Below are 14,506 nucleotides of genomic sequence, written 5' to 3' on the forward strand. Positions count from 1 at the left end.
ATGGCGCAAACGGCCCCGCGGCGCTTCACAAAAATTATTCAACCAAACGGTTGACTATCTCAAAGCGTGCGTCTATATTCAACTACATGGTTGAATTAGAGACACCCCAGATGGACGCGGTTTTTCACGCCCTTGGCGACGCCACCCGGCGGCACATGCTTCGCGATCTCGCCGATGGCGAGAAAACGGTAAGCCAGCTGGCGGAACCCTTCGTGATGTCGCTCGCGGCGGCCTCCAAGCACATCAAGGCGCTGGAGAACGCAGGGCTTATTCGTCGAGAGGTGAGGGGCCGCACGCATCTGTGCCGACTAGCCCCTGGACCGCTGGCCAGCGCCCATCAGTGGCTCAGCTTCTACGAGCGCTTCTGGACCGGTCGTCTCGATGTTCTCGAACGCCTTCTTCGCGAAGAGGACGCACGCAAAGCCCAGGATGAGTCCAGGAAATCGCCCAACCCGAAAGAAGGAGACGAGCAATGAACCAGATGAGAACCATCGACGCCTATGGCGAGCTGAGCGAGCCCGCCACGTTCACCATCCAGCGCCTCTTGCCCGGCCCCATCGAGCGCGTCTGGGCCTATCTCACCGAGAGTGACTTGCGCCGGCAATGGATGGCCGCGGGCCAGATGGAAATGAAGGCCGGCAGCTCGTTCGAGTTGGTCTGGCGTAACGACGAGCTGACGGACCCGCCTGGCCAGCGACCCGCGGGCTTTCCCGAAGAGCATCGGATGGCGGGCCGGATCACCGAACTCGATCCGCCGCGCAAGCTTTCCATCACCTGGGGAAACACCGGCGGCGTCTCCTTCTTGCTGGAGGCGAAGGGTAGCGATGTGCTGCTCACCGTCGTTCATCGCCGCCTGCCGGAACGTGCAATCCAGCTCAACATCACGGCCGGCTGGCACATACACCTCGACCTGCTGGCCGCCCGCCTGGCGGGCAAGACGCCGACCTCGTTCTGGGACGGCTGGAGCCGCCTGCGGGAAGAATACGACCGCCGCCTGCCGGCCTGATGTAACTCGCGGCGGCCATCCCTGAGGTCGCCGCCAGCAACACGAAGCAACGCTGAAACGATGAAACGTGCTTGCATCCCGCAAGCCTGATGGAGGAAGTCATGCGCAAATTGATCGCTGGAATGAAGATTTCCATCGACGGCAAGATGGAGGGGCCCGAGGGTTATGCCGATTGGGTCGACGCGTGGTCGGACGAATACGGCCTGACGCCGCAAATCGACGCTTGCCTGCTTGGCAGCGTCATGTATGCCGGCTACGAGCGCTACTGGAGCGCCATCCAGAACGAGCCCGACAAGCCGCTGCCGATGACCGGCAAATTGCCGAAGCCGGCCGAGCTCGAATGGGCCCGCTTCGCCGCGCAGACGCCGCATTATGTGCTGTCGAACACAATGACTTCGGCGGCCTGGCCAAAGACGCGCTTCGTGCGGAATTTCGAGGATATCGCTGCGCTGAAACAGCAGCCCGGCAAGGACATCTACCTTATGGGCGGCGCCCGAATTACCGCGAGCCTTATCGATGCCGGGCTGGTCGATGAACTCAGGCTGATCGTCTATCCGCTGCTCGCCGGTGACGGAAAGGCGCTGTTTGGAACGGCGAAGAATCGTCGTGGGCTCGAACTGCGCAAGGTCGAGCAGCTTTCGGACGGCCGCGTCGGGCTGGTCTACGGGATCGGCTAAAGCGCGTCGCGTTCGATCGGCCTCATGCGACGCGCTTTTTGCGCGGCATGCATTAGCGCCAAGGTCAGGCAACGACGCCGCGGCAGGCCCAGGCGACATTGGCAAAGGACCTCGGGCCGTCGGGCCGGCCGGCCTCGTAGGCGTCGCGCATGGCGGCGTCGGTGCGCGCCCGCTCTTCCGGGTCGAGCGTGGCCACATACTTACCGAGCGGCCCTTCGCCGGCGGCAATCGGCGCCCAGTAATCATCGAAATTTTGGTAGTCCATGCGGATCATCAACTGGGTTTCCGTAATGTCGCGGAGACCCTGTTCAACAAAGGTCCGTTTCATTTCACCCGGCTGCATCATCGGCTGCGTGCAATAGCGGGCACGCAGCTGGCGTCCGCCTTCACTGAGCACCGCCACCGTGTCGATCATCATGCGCATCCCCGGCATGCCGCCGAGATGGTCCCATACCGTCGCCGCGACGACGCCGCCCGGCCGCACGACGCGGCGCATCTCGGCGACTGCCTTGCCGGCTTCGGGCACGAAATGGAGCACGAGCAGGGCCAGGGCACGGTCGAACGCGCCATCCTCAAAGGGCAGGGCGCAGGCATCCGCCTGACGGATTTTTATCCGCGGATCGGTGTTGCGCCGGATTGCCTCTTCGACGAAAACGGCCGAAAAGTCGATCGCCGCGACCTCACCGAGGTCAGCGGCCTTGACGAGCGCGAAGGTCAGGCTGCCGGTACCGCAACCGACGTCGAGGATCTTTTCGCCGTCGGCAAGCCCCACGAAGTCGATGAACAGCGGCGCGAGTCTTTGGCTCCAGCGGCCCATGAGCTGCTCATAGCCGGCAGCATGATGAACGTTGAAACTTGAAGTCATCGAAGCCTCCTCCCAAAGCCATATGCTAGACTTCGGCGGCCGCTGACGAAAGCCACTTTTGGCGCGTGTTGGTTCGGCAGCCCGGAGCGCGCGAAGACATCGCCGGCCGGATTTGATGGCGCCGGCCAGCCAGCCTCCGTCGCCTCGACCACCTATTCGGCGGGCAACCCGCGGCGCTTCCATTCGCTGCGCGGCACCGGATTTCCAACACGAAAGGCAAACGACACGACTCTCGTCGCGTCCGGGTCGACCTCGCAGCGAAAGCTCAGATCGTACCACTGCCCGTTTGCAGGGAACGGCGCACTGGCGACGTTCATGACCGTGCCGGCCTTCAGCCGATACTCAAGCAGGCTGTTTGGGAAATAGGGGGGCGACGCGTGCACCAATTGCTGTGCGAGTTCCGTGTTGCAGAGCTGACCGATCCGCACGGCGCGCGGCACATTTTTCATCGCGGTTGTCGCTACCGGATCACCGGTTGCTGATTTCGAGAACAATCTCTTCGCTTCCTGAAGCTTCAAGGGCCTTTGCACTTTGGCGACATCCGCTGGCTTGGGCTTCGGCGGCGGTGAAGCGCCAGGCGACGGAGCCGAGACTTTGCCGCCGACCGCGGTCACGTCCGGCGCCTGTGCAAGGTCCTGTTTATTGGGATCTTGCGGCGCTGGCGGTTGTTCCGAACCATCCTCCGCACTGTTGCCGTCCAGAGACTTGCGAGGACCGGCGTCCTTCTCACCGAATTGGAAGACAGGTCTCTGCGCGGCGACCTCACGGCTCGCCGAGGTCTCGACCTTGGCTTCCGGCTGCTTTTCCGGCTTGGGCGGTTCAGCGGGGGACGGAGGTTTGGTTTTTTCCGGCGGTTTAGGCGGCGGCACGATATCCACTGCGATGGGCTGCTCCTTCCCTGGCTGCGAGAGCGTTGCCGGCAGTCCGAACAACAAAAGCGCGACGATGAGCAGATGCAGCGCAATCGAGGTGGGCAAGGCCCACCCGAGTACCCGGCGCTGATCCCGTATGTCGTTTATCATCGTGACCGGTGTGTGGAATGAAATATTGGCGGCATCAAGCATCGATGCCGCCGGACGTCGAAATAACCCGTTGCGAATCGAAAGTCGGCGGCTGCAATACGGCGCGTCATCCAATCGTCTGGCGTCGGCGTCCGTGCAGGGGACCGGGCCAGCAGCGGATGCAGCAAGTCGTCATTTCAGGCGGCTAGCACGCACGCCCTGCCGGCACGGTGTCACCGGTTGAAATTACAGGGAAACCGATAGCCCGCCGTCAACCGCCAGCACGTGCCCGTTGACGTAAGCGGCAGCGTCGGAGGCGAGAAACACCACGGCTCCGCCGAGCTCCTCAGGCTGGGCCCAGCGGCCCGCGGGGGTTCGTGCCTCGACCCATTTGGTGAAGGCCTCGTCGCGCATAAGTGCGGTGTTGAGCTCGGTGGCGAAATAGCCGGGGGCGATCGCGTTGACGGTGATGCCGTGACGGCCCAGCTCAGCGGCAGTGGAGCGTGTCAGCCCGTGCAGGCCCGCCTTTGCCGCCACATAGGCGTGAATGGTGGGACGGCCAAGGATCGCTGCGACCGATCCGGTGTTTATTATGCGCCCGAACTTGTTTGGCAGCATCAGGCGCACCGCGTCGCGCATCATGCGGAAGCAAGCCGACAGATTGACGGCAACCACATGGTTGAAATCCTCGTCCTGCCATTCGACTAACGGTTTCCGATGCTGGATGCCGGCGTTGTTGACCAGAATATCGAGGCGGCCGTGGCGTTCGACGATTCCTTCGAGCGACGCCCTTGAGATCGCCGCGTCGGTGACATCGAACGGCAGGGCTTCTGCACCGATCCTTTCGGCGGCCGCGGAAAGGGCGGCCATGTCGCGCGCATTGACGATCACCGTCGCGCCGTTTTCCGCAAGTGCCTTGGCCATGGCAAAACCAAGACCACGCGAGGCACCCGTGACCAATGCGACACGGCCCTTGAGCGAGAACAATTCCGGCATTGAGATCCCCTATGAAAAGGGCGGGAGTTTCCTCCCGCCCAAAAGCACTATTTGGCGACGCAAGTGTCGGCTGTCTCCGGAGTGCAGACATCGAGGCCCGTGTAGGTCGGGTCGGCCGGCGGAGCCTTGCCCTCCTTCATTTCCTTCAGCGCCATCATCGTCTTGTAGCCCATCTCGAACGGCCGCTGGCCGACCTGGCCAAGGGAGAAACCTTCCTTCATCTGGTCGATCTGTACCGGAAGCGTGTCGGCAACGACAAGGGCCAGGGCTTTCGAGGCGATCTTGTCCTTGTACGGTGCGACCGCGGCGCGGTTGGCATCGGGAATGAACTGCGGGAAGCCACCGGTTGGGACGAATGCGTCGAGGTTCGGGTTTTTCGCCATGATATCCTCGAACTGTTGCACCGAAAGCGGGAAATCATCGTTGGTGTAGAGCGGACAGCCTTCGATTTCGGTCCAGCCGTTCTGGCCCGTCAGCCGATCCCCGGGCGAGGCCGCCGATTTGGTGCCCGAAAGTGTATCGCGAATGCCCTGCATGCGCTCGTTGTGGTTGGCCGCCGCGGCGCCGCCGGACTGGATGCAGATCGTGCCGCCTTTGGGCTTGATCTGCATGACAAGCTTGGCGAGGTTCTCGCCGATCTCGTAATTGTGCGTGCCGATATAGGCAACGCGCAGATCTTTGTTCTCGGGCAGGAGGTCGGAGTCCCAGGTGAGGACCGGGATGCCGGCTTCCTTGGCGGCCTGCAGCGCAACCGCCATCGCCGCGGCGTTCGATGGCGACACGGCGATGCCGTCCACCTTCTTGGCCACGAGGTCCTGCACGATCTGCACCTGCTCGTCGCCACCACCATGTTCGCCGGGGCCGATATACATGCACTCCACGGCGCCATTGGATTCGGCTTCGGCCTTCTTGCAGCCGTCGCGTGCCTGGTCGAAGAAAGGATTGTTCATGTTCTTCGGCACCAGGGCGAAGGTGTATTTCGCCTGGGCGCCGGAAACGGCGAGCACCATTGCGCCAAGCGCCACGGCGGCCGTCAGCAGATGTTTTTTCATGTGACGTTCTCCTCCTGGGTGTGATCCCGCAAGCCTCCCGCCGGCGGGTTTCTAGCGGCGTTTTTTGGGCATCAAGACTGCCAGCGACGCGGCGAGAATCGATTTGCCGCCGGTTTGCATGCCCAAAAGAACCGCAAGAACGATGAAGGCGCCGACGAAGGCACCCTGCCAATTTGAATCGATACCGGCCATCAGCAGCGCATTCCTGATCACCTCGAGGAAGGCCGAACCGATGATCGCACCGAAGGCCGTGCCGGCGCCGCCCATGAGGCTGGCGCCGCCAATGACTGTCGCGGCGATAACGCGCAGCTCATAGCCCTGGCCCATGGCATTGATGGCCGAGCCGTTATAGCCGAGGAGCAGGAGCGAGGCGAGCGCGGCGGTGAAAGCCGAGAAGACATAGGCCTGGAATTTAATCCAGTTGACCGGAACGCCGGTGAGCCGTGCCGCCTCCTCATTGCCGCCGATGGCGAAGAGATGCCGGGCCCAGGCTGTGAAGTTGAATACGAAGCCGACAATCAGGGCCAAGATCACCATGGTCCAGAATTGTGACGACAGTTCTGGTATCCAATGCGGTGCCCAGTCGTTCGGACCATGCCGCGGCCATTTCCACTGACCGATTGCCTTCACGATCGGAGCATCGGGCCCGAACTGGTAGAGCATCTGGTTGGCCGAGAATACGACCGCCAGCGAGCGCGCGACGGACAGCATGCCGAGGGTGACCACAAAGGACGGCATCCCGACATAGGCGACAAAGAATCCGTTGACCGCGCCGCAGGCCAGACCGGAGAAAAGGCCCATGGCGAAGGCGACGTACCAGGGATAATGCCAGGTGAGGAACAGGCCGGCGACGATGACCACGAGACCCATGACGGAGCCGACCGACAGATCGATGCCGCCGGTGATGATGACGATCGTCATGCCAAGTGCCATGATGCCGAAAGGTGCGAAGTTGCGCGTCACATTGGCGACGTTTTCAGAGGTGCCGAAGCTCGGCTCCATCGCAGTCATCAACATGACGAGCGCGATGAGCGCGATCGTCACCCAGAAGGGCTGACTTGAAATCACACGTTGGAGAACTGTTTTTTCCTTGGTCGGAACGAAATCCGACATGGCCGGCCGGCCATGTTCTTCGACTGAGCCCTGAACGCCAACTGACTCCTGAACACTATTCGCCACGGATGGCCCCCGTTATCAGTCCAGTGATTTCCTCGGGCGATGTTTTGTCGGCTGGCTTGTCGGCAACTTTCGAGCCCCGCCTGAGGACGATAATGCGATCTGCCACGGCGAACACGTCAGGCATTCGGTGACTGATCAGCATGACGCCGACTCCTTGTGCTTTGAGGCGTCGGATCAGTTCGAGTACTTCCGCCACCTGGCGCACGGAGATGGCGGCCGTTGGTTCGTCCATCAGCACCAGCTTAGCATTTGAAAGCCGGGTCCGCGCGATGGCGACCGCCTGGCGCTGCCCACCCGACATCTTCCTGACGAGGTCGCGCGGCCGGGTTTCCGATTTGAGTTCCTTGAACAGCGCTGCCGAGCGATCGATCATCGCCTGCTTGTCAAGAATCCTGATCGGCCAGAAGCCTTTCTTGATCTCGCGCCCCAGAAAGACGTTCTGCGCGGCCGTCAGATTATCGGCGAGCGCCAGGTCCTGATAAACAACTTCGATCCCCTTGGCGCGGGCCTGCACGGGCTGGTGGAAGTGGCACACCTCGCCCTCGACTACAATTTCGCCGTCGCTCGGAGGAAAATTCCCGGCCACAGTCTTGACTATCGTCGACTTGCCGGCCCCGTTGTCCCCCATCAGACCAACGACTTCGCCTCGCTCCACCTGGAAGCTGACGTCAGTCAGGGCCTGGATAGCCCCGAAATTCTTGGAGACGTGGCGAACCTCAAGCACCGGCATCGCGGTCCTCCCGGGACAACATTTATCGGTCTTGTCCCTGGTCAATGCACAGCAGCTAATCAGCGAAACGTATTCAACACAATCATTTATTAGGTCAGGCCTCCCGGCCGTAACGCGCCTCGTCCGAGTGTGACTTGTAGCTGCTGCAGAGCACCGAGGCGCTCGGCCGATCCTTACAACAGTCACCAGGCGATCCTCATGCTTGCGCCGGTTCATATCCGTTTCGGGTGAAATGAGTGGGCATTTTTCGAGCGGTGCCAACGCCTCGGGCATGGAGCGCGGCAGAACACGTCATTCAAACACACGAGGACAGTGGCCAAGCCTGTCCCTAGCGTGCGTCGGCCAGAGCGCACGTCAGGAGATGAACCCGCATTCGGGGGAGGCGAGGGTCAAGTGTTGAAAGTCCGCTCCTTAACGGCGCTGCACGAGAGGGATATTCGGTCATGAATTTCAAAGGTTTGATCAAGCGTGCCGAGACTGTGGAGAGAGCGTTCAAGGAGCTCGAAACCGATTTGGCGGATGCGTTTAGCGAATGTCTCAACGTGGACGATCAGTCGCCGTTGAACGACGTCACTGTTCCGGATGAGACTGTGTCGGATGAGAATCTCGCGGCAACGGATGACAGCTCGCAGCTCGAGGCCAATGCGGACGCCTTCGAGACCGCACGACGGCTGTCCCCCCATACGCAAACCCGGCTGGCTGCCTTAAGTGCGGTCGATGGGCTCTTTCACGACGCGCAGGAGTATCTGGGGGAGATCAATGCGAAACTGTCGGAGATCGCGACCTCGCATCATCTGACAGGCGAATTCCTAAAACTCCTCCACGGCGACATTCTTCGCGCCAACGAATTGGAGCTGGCAAATACCGGCCTGACCGCGCAGCAAAGAGTGCTGTCCGAACAGCTCCACGAAGCGACCAGAAAGCAGCGCGAGCGCGACAGCGCTATCGAGGCCCTGCAGCAGCACGAGGCGAGCCTGGTCGAGGACAAGGAAGCACTTCGCGGCGCGCTGGCGGCGGCAAGGCTGGAACTCGTCGTGGCAGGCAATGCGAGCGCAAAACGCGAAGCCGAGTTCGGCGAGCTTGTCAAAACGCTCTCGGCCAGAGCGGTCGAGGCCAACAGACGCTCGCGCGAGAACGAGATGCTGCGGGAAAAACATGTCAGCCTGTCGATCGACCTCGACAAGGCGCTGAAACGGGAGGCCGAGGCCCGGCACAGGCTGGACGAACTCTCGACTGTCCATGCCAATGACGCCGCGCAGGTTTCGGAACTGCTGGCCGCACTTGGCAAGAGCGAGAAAGAGGAGATGCGGCTGCAGAAATCGCTCGATATGGCGCAGGCAAAGCTATCGGAAATAACGGAAGCGGCCCGCCTCAGGGACGGTGACAGGGAAGCCGAGCTTTCACGCAGTGTCGCGGAGATGACCGGCTTGCGTTCTGAAATCGAGGACCTTCGATCGCGGCTGGAGGCCGCCTCCAACCAGAACAGCGAAGCCGCCAGCGAGATCGCCAGGCTCAAGGCCCAAGCGAGCGACGCGGTGGCCGAAAAGCAAATTGTCGAGCAAAAATTGTCCGCTCTCACGAAGGAGAGCGAAAACGACAAGATGAACCTTTCCGCAATCAGCGCGAATTTTTCGCAGCTTTCCCTGCAGCAGGCTTCCGAACAGATACAGTTCGACGTCCAGAGGCAGGAATGCGAGGATCTGCGAGCCGAAGTCGCGTCGCTTCAAGCCCGGGTCAAGGAACTGTTACCCTATGAGCGGCTCCACAAGGTCACCAACGCCAGACCGCGTGAAGACGGCGTGGTCGAGATCACCGCCGCGGTGGCGGAGAAGGCCCGCGCCAGCAGACGGCGCCTCCGCCTGCGTGCTGCATCCTAGCTCAGGCGGCGGCTGTCTGAATTTCGACTGGTGTGAAGCGGACATCCGTCAATGGATGGTGGGTCGAGCGTGAGGCTGGCCTTCCCGGCGCCGGCCTGCGATAGTGCACGCCGGGAGGCGGAGGGGGCTGAGCATGCGGCTATTCACAAACCGGAACCACCTCCGTTGGAGGTTGGCCTTCATCGCAATCATGGTGCTTTTGCCGAAAGCGGCGTCGGCCGATACCATCCCACTAGACAGGATCGCCGCGGCCCTTGCGAAGCTCGAATTGCTTGCCGAAGGCGTCGTCGCGGATGGTAGCGTGCCCGGTCTGGCCATCGGCGTCGTGCACGGCGACGAGGTGATCTTCCTCAAGGGATTCGGACATCGCGAGGCCGGTAAGCCGGAGGCCGTCGACGCCGACACGGTCTTCCAGATCGCCTCGCTCTCCAAGCCGGTCTCCGCCACCGTCGTGGCGGCGCTGGTCAGCGACGGGATCGCTTCGTGGGATTCCAAGATCGCCGACCTCGATCCGGCTTTCCGGCTCGCCCAGCCCTATCCGACCAGCGAACTCACGGTCCGCGACCTGTTTGCGCACCGCAGCGGGCTTCCCGGCACCGCCGGCGACGACCTCGAGGACATCGGCTATGACCGCGCGGAGATCCTGCGCCGGCTGCGGTTCGTGTTGCCGTCATCGAGCTTTCGTGCCGGCTATTCCTACAGCAATTTCGGACTGACCGAGGGTGCCGTCGCGGCCGCGAAGCCGACGGGCAAATCATGGGAAGAGGTCGCCGAAGAGAAGCTCTACCGTCCGCTTGGAATGGCCTCGACCAGCTCCCGTCATTCGGACTTCATCAAGCACGCCAACCGCGCCGAGCTTCACGCCAAAATCGATGGCGCCTGGACCGCGAAAGTCCAGCGCTATCCGGATGCGCAGGCGCCAGCAGGCGGCGTCAGTTCCACCGCACGCGACCTCTCGCAATGGATGCGCCTTGTGCTCGGCAACGGGGTCTATGCCGGCAAGAGACTCATTGCCGCCGATGCGCTGGACCAGACACATATTCCCTTGACGGCTCGCGGCAAGAATCCCGTCTCCGGAGGCGAGGCCTTCTACGGCCTCGGCTGGAATATCGAATTCGGCCGGCACGGGCCGATCTGGGGTCACGCGGGCGCCTTCAGCGCCGGCGCACGCAGCCTGGTGATGCTCTTCCCCGAGGAGAAGCTTGGCATCGTCGTCGTCGCCAACGCCTTTCCGACAGGCGTGCCGGAGGGGCTGTCCGACAGCTTCGCCGATCTCGTTTTCGACGGAACGCTGGGGAAGGATAAGGTAAAGGCATGGAATAATATCTATGCGAGCATGTTCGGCCCGGTGATTGCGGCGGCCAAGGCCACCTATGCCGCGCCGCCCTCTCCAGCAAGTCCCGTCGAGCCGGCCAGGGCCTATGCAGGCCGTTACTTCAACGACTTCTTCGGCGAAGCTATTGTATCGGGCGAAGGAGACACTCTTGTCCTCAAGGTCGGGCCTGCCGGTGCGCGGTCCTATTCCCTGAAGCATTTCGACCGCGAGCTCTTCGTGACCTTCCCTGATGCCGAGATGCCGGACAGGCCCTCGGCCGTCAGCTTTGCGGTCGGCCCCGACGGCAAGGCGTCGGCCATGACCGTCGAATTTCTCGACGACAATCATCTCGGCACGCTGCGGCGCGTGGGAGATTAGAGCAATTCCAGGAAAGTGCGGAGCGGCTTTCCGTCCATAATTGCGTAAAAACAGATATTTGGAGCGGGTCAGCGACTATCAAAAGCTGAACCGCTTTAGGTCAAAATTCAATCAGCTGGCTGCCGCCAACAGCCGAGATGGTCAAAAAGCAGTCAAGCTTATTATGGTAGGAATCGCCGATAGCGGATTCGACAAATCATGCAAAGACCGACTAACGAGACCAGTCGGCTTTCGTCCCAAATTGGAGACCAGCAGGTGGCCTGGGTGCAGAATTGGGTCTGGCTAGTTAATTGGAACCCGCTGATCGATGAACTCGGTCACATGGCTGGCGAGGCCCTTGATGTCGGATTGCGTAGGATTCTCGAAGACGAGCTCAAAGAAACCGATACAGATGCATCTCCACAGCGATGGGCATCGTGCCATTTCGATGGTCCCCGACCGATTGCCGCTTTGTTCGGAATTGATCAAGGAACAGACATTTTACTCGTTCGGATCGAGGTGCCAGACAACCTTTCTGTACGCGCCGAGACAACACTTGATCTGATGAAGTCATACGCGTTTGTGGCGCCTGACTGATCGTCCGCAATGGGTCGAACCTGGTCGTTGAGTGTTTGGCTCGTTCTCAACTCAAAGACGCCGGGCCGTACTGAAGCAATTTGAAGCAATCGCCGCTGCCCGATGTCGCCTTCGTCAGGAAGGGTTTCGACCGGTCGAGCCATTCCTGGTGCGATCTGGCATCGGCTTCGATTTCATTGGCCGGTGCAAGCTTGACGAAGCCGCGCCCGTTGCTGAAAAGCCAGCACGCGCGGCCGAGAAACCGCCTGCTGCGCTGGCGCAGCAGATCGGCATCATAAAAGACGTCGAGCACCTCCCGCTTGATCTTCCGCTCCTTTTCGGGATTGGCGATCGCAACCTCGATCGGCTCGCCGCCGATCGCATCCTGCAGGTCCTTGTAATCCAGGGCGATCTGGGTAGTGGCATATTTGATGTCGCTCTCGTCCCGGACGATGTTGAACCATAGCATTGGGTTGAGCTCGTTGACGACGAACGATGCTTCGAAATCGCGTGACAGATTGAGAATATCGAACCCCTGAACATCGACGTCGCGCTCGACCAGAAGGATCTGCGAAACCTGCTTGGCGAGCGCCGTTCCGTGGGCGCTGACGGCGGCATTGTTTCCGCCGTGTTCCGGACTGACATAGGCGCCGCCATCATCCAGCAGCGCGTCGAATTCGCCGAGGGCCTCCACGACAGCGCTGCCGCGGGCAACACGCGCCGCCAGTTTGGCGAGAACCTGCTGGAGCTCCGTTTCGCGTTTGCGCTGGTCCTGATAATTCTGCTGAAAAAAGAAGATGAACAGGGACACGCCAATCCCGATCAGGATCACGCCCAGCTGCGAAAAGATATTGCGATAATATTCCAGCAGCTTTTCACGATGGCGTACGTCGTCACGCACACTGTGCGCCACGCGAAGATTGACGATCAGCGAAACGACCAGGAGCCCGGCACCGACCAGGATCAGGCCACCGATCAGCAGGTAGCCATGTCGTGAGTTGAAGTCCATTCCTTTGCCGCGCTCCCGAAACCCCAGACAGCGCAGACTAATACCATTCCGCCTCAACACCTACGATCATCCCCACCATTCGGCCACTGTTCTTACAGCCAGGACTATGCTCGCCATCCGCCTCGTTTCGTGGCGGTCTTCTCGCAGCCGGATTCAGGCCGCGTGCTTGGAACCAATGACGGGCGAGACTGTTCAGCTATGACTTTGATACGACGCCGACGTGCCCGGCCGGCTGGGCATGCGGCGATCTTGAGGAGTTCTCATCATGAAGATTTCGTCCAGATTTCGTTCAGTCGCAGTTGCCGTCATCGCTGCGGCGGCAGTTAGCTTTGCCAGCGTCGCGCATGCCGACAGCGGTACGATCCGCTTCGCCGTCTACAAGGCGGCCTTTTTCATCGGCGGCTCCGGAGGCGAGGGCACACTGACCTTCCATGGTCGCCGATATCCCATCTCGGTCGGCGGCATCTCGGGCGGCCTCGCCTTCGGCGCCTCCAAGACCTATTTCAAAGGTACCGTGCGCCACATACGCCGCGCCCGGGATGTGACGGGGGTGTACGGTGCAGCGGGCGGTGGCGGCGCGCTCGGCAAAGGAGCCCAGGTGATCGTCATGACCAATGACAAGGGTGCCCAACTCGAACTCACGGGCAGGCAGGTAGGCCTGCAAGTCAATGCCGATCTCAGCGGTATGAGCATCTCGCTGAAATAAGGACAGTCACTGCATTCGTTATTCCTTGGATGGGCCGGATTTGGCCGCTCCAAACCGCAGCCCATCCATCAGCAGCGACACCAATCGGCGCGAGCGGTCGCGCCAGTCCTTGGTGTCCGGGGCCGAATAGATGCCGCCCAGCGCATGCAGCACGTCGGAGGCATCGACATCGCCGCGGATCGAGCCGTCGGCGACCGCGGCATCGATCAGCCGCCGCAAGGCGAGCGTCACCCTGCCGGAAACGTCGGAGAACAGGGTTGAGTTGGTCGTGAGCAGGATGCGCAGGCTTGTCGACAGCCCGCGCTTGGTGGCGATGTAGTCGACGAAGCGCTGCATCCATTGTTCGAGCGCCATGTCGGGCGCATGATCGCGGGCGAGTTCGTCGGCCGCCTGGCACAGTCCTTCCACTTCGCGCCGATAAACCACCTCGACCAGGTGCTCGCGGGTTGGGAAATGCCGGTAGAGCGTGCCGATGCCGACGCCGGCCTGGCGCGCAATCTCCTCCAGCGAGGCATCGACACCTTGCGCGGCAAAGGCTTTTGCCGCGACCTCGACCAGCGCATCGCGGTTGCGCTGCGCGTCGGCGCGCAGCGGTTTTGCAACGGCGGCTTCGGTTTTGTCTCCAGAAATGACGGGCGGCTCCGCGGCCAATTTTTTCTCCAGTGTTGATCCGAAGCATAACCGGACAGGCAGGCCCCGTCTCAAGAACGCAGACGCTTCCACCTTCGTTACGTCTCCGACAAATATAATCGCAAGTAAATATAATCACAGGATCGAGTCTGGGCCGGCGTTCCGGCAGGCGGAGGCATCTTGCCCGCCTCCGGTGCACGGCCGGTGGATGACGTCCGGTGGATGACGACGGAGGATATTTCCTCGCGGCCGGCACTCGTCATCTGTTCGGCCGATGCCGTGGGGCAAAAATGAGCCCACGTTGAGCACGATCCCCTCAGGATCATTGGACTGTCCTGCCCCTACAGACAGTTCAGAGAGCACCACCGGCTTGGGCCGGTGGTGCTTTTTTGTCTCCAGGCATGACGGCCGGCTGCCCTGCCAATTTCCTCCAATTTTGATCATTTTCGATCCTGGGCTTGAACAGGGCGGAGCAGGCCCTTAGGTAATAAGCGGAGGCGCCTCCGATTGTGGAGCGCCTTTCTCATGTA

The 14,506-nt window shown here is 61.4% G+C and carries 15 protein-coding genes; 7 read left to right on the plus strand and 8 right to left on the minus strand.

Annotated features, from left to right (window positions below; translation table 11 throughout):
• Positions 1 to 86: 86 nt before the first annotated feature.
• The 3 genes from NKI54_RS05125 (at position 87) to NKI54_RS05135 (ending at position 1,683) form a co-directional block, all read left to right on the plus strand.
• Entirely contained in the window at positions 87 to 476 is a 390-nt protein-coding gene (locus NKI54_RS05125; protein WP_023677309.1) for an ArsR/SmtB family transcription factor, read from the plus strand.
• Positions 473 to 1,006 carry an SRPBCC family protein gene (locus NKI54_RS05130; protein WP_352587117.1) on the plus strand — a complete coding sequence of 178 codons (534 nt, stop codon included), beginning with the start codon at positions 473 to 475 and terminating at the stop codon, positions 1,004 to 1,006. Before NKI54_RS05125 ends, NKI54_RS05130 begins: the two co-directional genes overlap by 4 nt.
• A 101-nt stretch (positions 1,007 to 1,107) precedes the next feature.
• Positions 1,108 to 1,683, plus strand: coding sequence for a dihydrofolate reductase family protein (locus NKI54_RS05135; protein WP_031211957.1), 576 nt, complete (start codon positions 1,108 to 1,110; stop codon positions 1,681 to 1,683).
• 64 nt (positions 1,684 to 1,747) lie between these two features.
• On the opposite strand, the gene NKI54_RS05140 is transcribed toward NKI54_RS05135, so the two are convergent.
• The 6 genes from NKI54_RS05140 to NKI54_RS05165 all read right to left on the minus strand — a co-directional run bounded on the left by NKI54_RS05140 (position 1,748) and on the right by NKI54_RS05165 (position 7,506).
• Positions 1,748 to 2,548 (minus strand): class I SAM-dependent methyltransferase, encoded by an 801-nt coding sequence (locus NKI54_RS05140; protein WP_352636042.1) that lies wholly within the window; start codon positions 2,546 to 2,548, stop codon positions 1,748 to 1,750.
• 152 nt (positions 2,549 to 2,700) lie between these two features.
• Positions 2,701 to 3,612, minus strand: a complete 912-nt coding sequence (locus tag NKI54_RS05145) for a DUF930 domain-containing protein (RefSeq protein ID WP_352636044.1) — start codon at positions 3,610 to 3,612, stop codon at positions 2,701 to 2,703.
• Between the two features lie 183 nt (positions 3,613 to 3,795).
• On the minus strand, positions 3,796 to 4,545 hold the full coding sequence (locus tag NKI54_RS05150; RefSeq protein WP_352451446.1) for a glucose 1-dehydrogenase: 750 nt from the start codon (positions 4,543 to 4,545) through the stop codon (positions 3,796 to 3,798).
• A gap of 47 nt (positions 4,546 to 4,592) precedes the next feature.
• Positions 4,593 to 5,597 carry a sugar-binding protein gene (locus tag NKI54_RS05155; protein ID WP_023677316.1) on the minus strand — a complete coding sequence of 335 codons (1,005 nt, stop codon included), beginning with the start codon at positions 5,595 to 5,597 and terminating at the stop codon, positions 4,593 to 4,595.
• A 51-nt stretch (positions 5,598 to 5,648) separates the two neighbouring features.
• Complete coding sequence (locus NKI54_RS05160) at positions 5,649 to 6,710, minus strand: ABC transporter permease (RefSeq protein ID WP_023677317.1); 1,062 nt, start codon at positions 6,708 to 6,710, stop codon at positions 5,649 to 5,651.
• A 55-nt stretch (positions 6,711 to 6,765) separates the two neighbouring features.
• The gene (locus NKI54_RS05165; protein WP_254819718.1) at positions 6,766 to 7,506 is read right to left on the minus strand and encodes an ATP-binding cassette domain-containing protein; all 741 of its coding nucleotides are present in this window, start codon (positions 7,504 to 7,506) and stop codon (positions 6,766 to 6,768) included.
• A gap of 443 nt (positions 7,507 to 7,949) precedes the next feature.
• On the opposite strand from NKI54_RS05165, the gene NKI54_RS05170 reads away from it, so the two are divergent.
• The 3 genes from NKI54_RS05170 to NKI54_RS05180 all read left to right on the plus strand — a co-directional run bounded on the left by NKI54_RS05170 (position 7,950) and on the right by NKI54_RS05180 (position 11,652).
• The gene (locus tag NKI54_RS05170) at positions 7,950 to 9,383 is read left to right on the plus strand and encodes a coiled-coil domain-containing protein (RefSeq protein ID WP_352587111.1); all 1,434 of its coding nucleotides are present in this window, start codon (positions 7,950 to 7,952) and stop codon (positions 9,381 to 9,383) included.
• 133 nt (positions 9,384 to 9,516) lie between these two features.
• The gene (locus NKI54_RS05175; RefSeq protein ID WP_352587108.1) at positions 9,517 to 11,076 is read left to right on the plus strand and encodes a serine hydrolase; all 1,560 of its coding nucleotides are present in this window, start codon (positions 9,517 to 9,519) and stop codon (positions 11,074 to 11,076) included.
• Positions 11,077 to 11,331: 255 nt separating this feature from the next.
• Positions 11,332 to 11,652: a hypothetical protein gene (locus NKI54_RS05180; protein WP_352569150.1), complete on the plus strand. Its 321-nt coding sequence runs from the start codon at positions 11,332 to 11,334 to the stop codon at positions 11,650 to 11,652.
• 46 nt (positions 11,653 to 11,698) lie between these two features.
• Here NKI54_RS05180 and NKI54_RS05185 read toward each other — a convergent pair whose 3' ends face one another.
• Positions 11,699 to 12,640 (minus strand): hypothetical protein, encoded by a 942-nt coding sequence (locus NKI54_RS05185; protein ID WP_352569151.1) that lies wholly within the window; start codon positions 12,638 to 12,640, stop codon positions 11,699 to 11,701.
• Between the two features lie 265 nt (positions 12,641 to 12,905).
• Here NKI54_RS05185 and NKI54_RS05190 point away from each other — a divergent pair, with 265 nt between their 5' ends.
• Positions 12,906 to 13,346, plus strand: a complete 441-nt coding sequence (locus NKI54_RS05190; protein WP_352451439.1) for a lipid-binding SYLF domain-containing protein — start codon at positions 12,906 to 12,908, stop codon at positions 13,344 to 13,346.
• A gap of 18 nt (positions 13,347 to 13,364) precedes the next feature.
• Here the strand turns inward: NKI54_RS05190 and NKI54_RS05195 are convergent, their stop codons facing one another.
• Positions 13,365 to 13,997, minus strand: coding sequence for a TetR/AcrR family transcriptional regulator (locus tag NKI54_RS05195; RefSeq protein ID WP_023677324.1), 633 nt, complete (start codon positions 13,995 to 13,997; stop codon positions 13,365 to 13,367).
• Positions 13,998 to 14,506: the final 509 nt, after the last annotated feature.

The organism is Mesorhizobium sp. M0663 (genome assembly GCF_040320585.1).
GTDB lineage: Bacteria > Pseudomonadota > Alphaproteobacteria > Rhizobiales > Rhizobiaceae > Mesorhizobium.

Bases quoted from the DNA above. Each gene is read 5' to 3' on its own strand.
- NKI54_RS05125 (WP_023677309.1), top strand. From the start codon at position 87: ATGGTTGAATTAGAGACACCCCAGATGGACGCGGTTTTTCACGCCCTT.
- NKI54_RS05130 (WP_352587117.1), top strand. From the start codon at position 473: ATGAACCAGATGAGAACCATCGACGCCTATGGCGAGCTGAGCGAGCCC.
- NKI54_RS05135 (WP_031211957.1), top strand. From the start codon at position 1,108: ATGCGCAAATTGATCGCTGGAATGAAGATTTCCATCGACGGCAAGATG.
- NKI54_RS05140 (WP_352636042.1), bottom strand. From the start codon at position 2,548: ATGACTTCAAGTTTCAACGTTCATCATGCTGCCGGCTATGAGCAGCTC.
- NKI54_RS05145 (WP_352636044.1), bottom strand. From the start codon at position 3,612: ATGCTTGATGCCGCCAATATTTCATTCCACACACCGGTCACGATGATA.
- NKI54_RS05150 (WP_352451446.1), bottom strand. From the start codon at position 4,545: ATGCCGGAATTGTTCTCGCTCAAGGGCCGTGTCGCATTGGTCACGGGT.
- NKI54_RS05155 (WP_023677316.1), bottom strand. From the start codon at position 5,597: ATGAAAAAACATCTGCTGACGGCCGCCGTGGCGCTTGGCGCAATGGTG.
- NKI54_RS05160 (WP_023677317.1), bottom strand. From the start codon at position 6,710: ATGTCGGATTTCGTTCCGACCAAGGAAAAAACAGTTCTCCAACGTGTG.
- NKI54_RS05165 (WP_254819718.1), bottom strand. From the start codon at position 7,506: ATGCCGGTGCTTGAGGTTCGCCACGTCTCCAAGAATTTCGGGGCTATC.
- NKI54_RS05170 (WP_352587111.1), top strand. From the start codon at position 7,950: ATGAATTTCAAAGGTTTGATCAAGCGTGCCGAGACTGTGGAGAGAGCG.
- NKI54_RS05175 (WP_352587108.1), top strand. From the start codon at position 9,517: ATGCGGCTATTCACAAACCGGAACCACCTCCGTTGGAGGTTGGCCTTC.
- NKI54_RS05185 (WP_352569151.1), bottom strand. From the start codon at position 12,640: ATGGACTTCAACTCACGACATGGCTACCTGCTGATCGGTGGCCTGATC.
- NKI54_RS05190 (WP_352451439.1), top strand. From the start codon at position 12,906: ATGAAGATTTCGTCCAGATTTCGTTCAGTCGCAGTTGCCGTCATCGCT.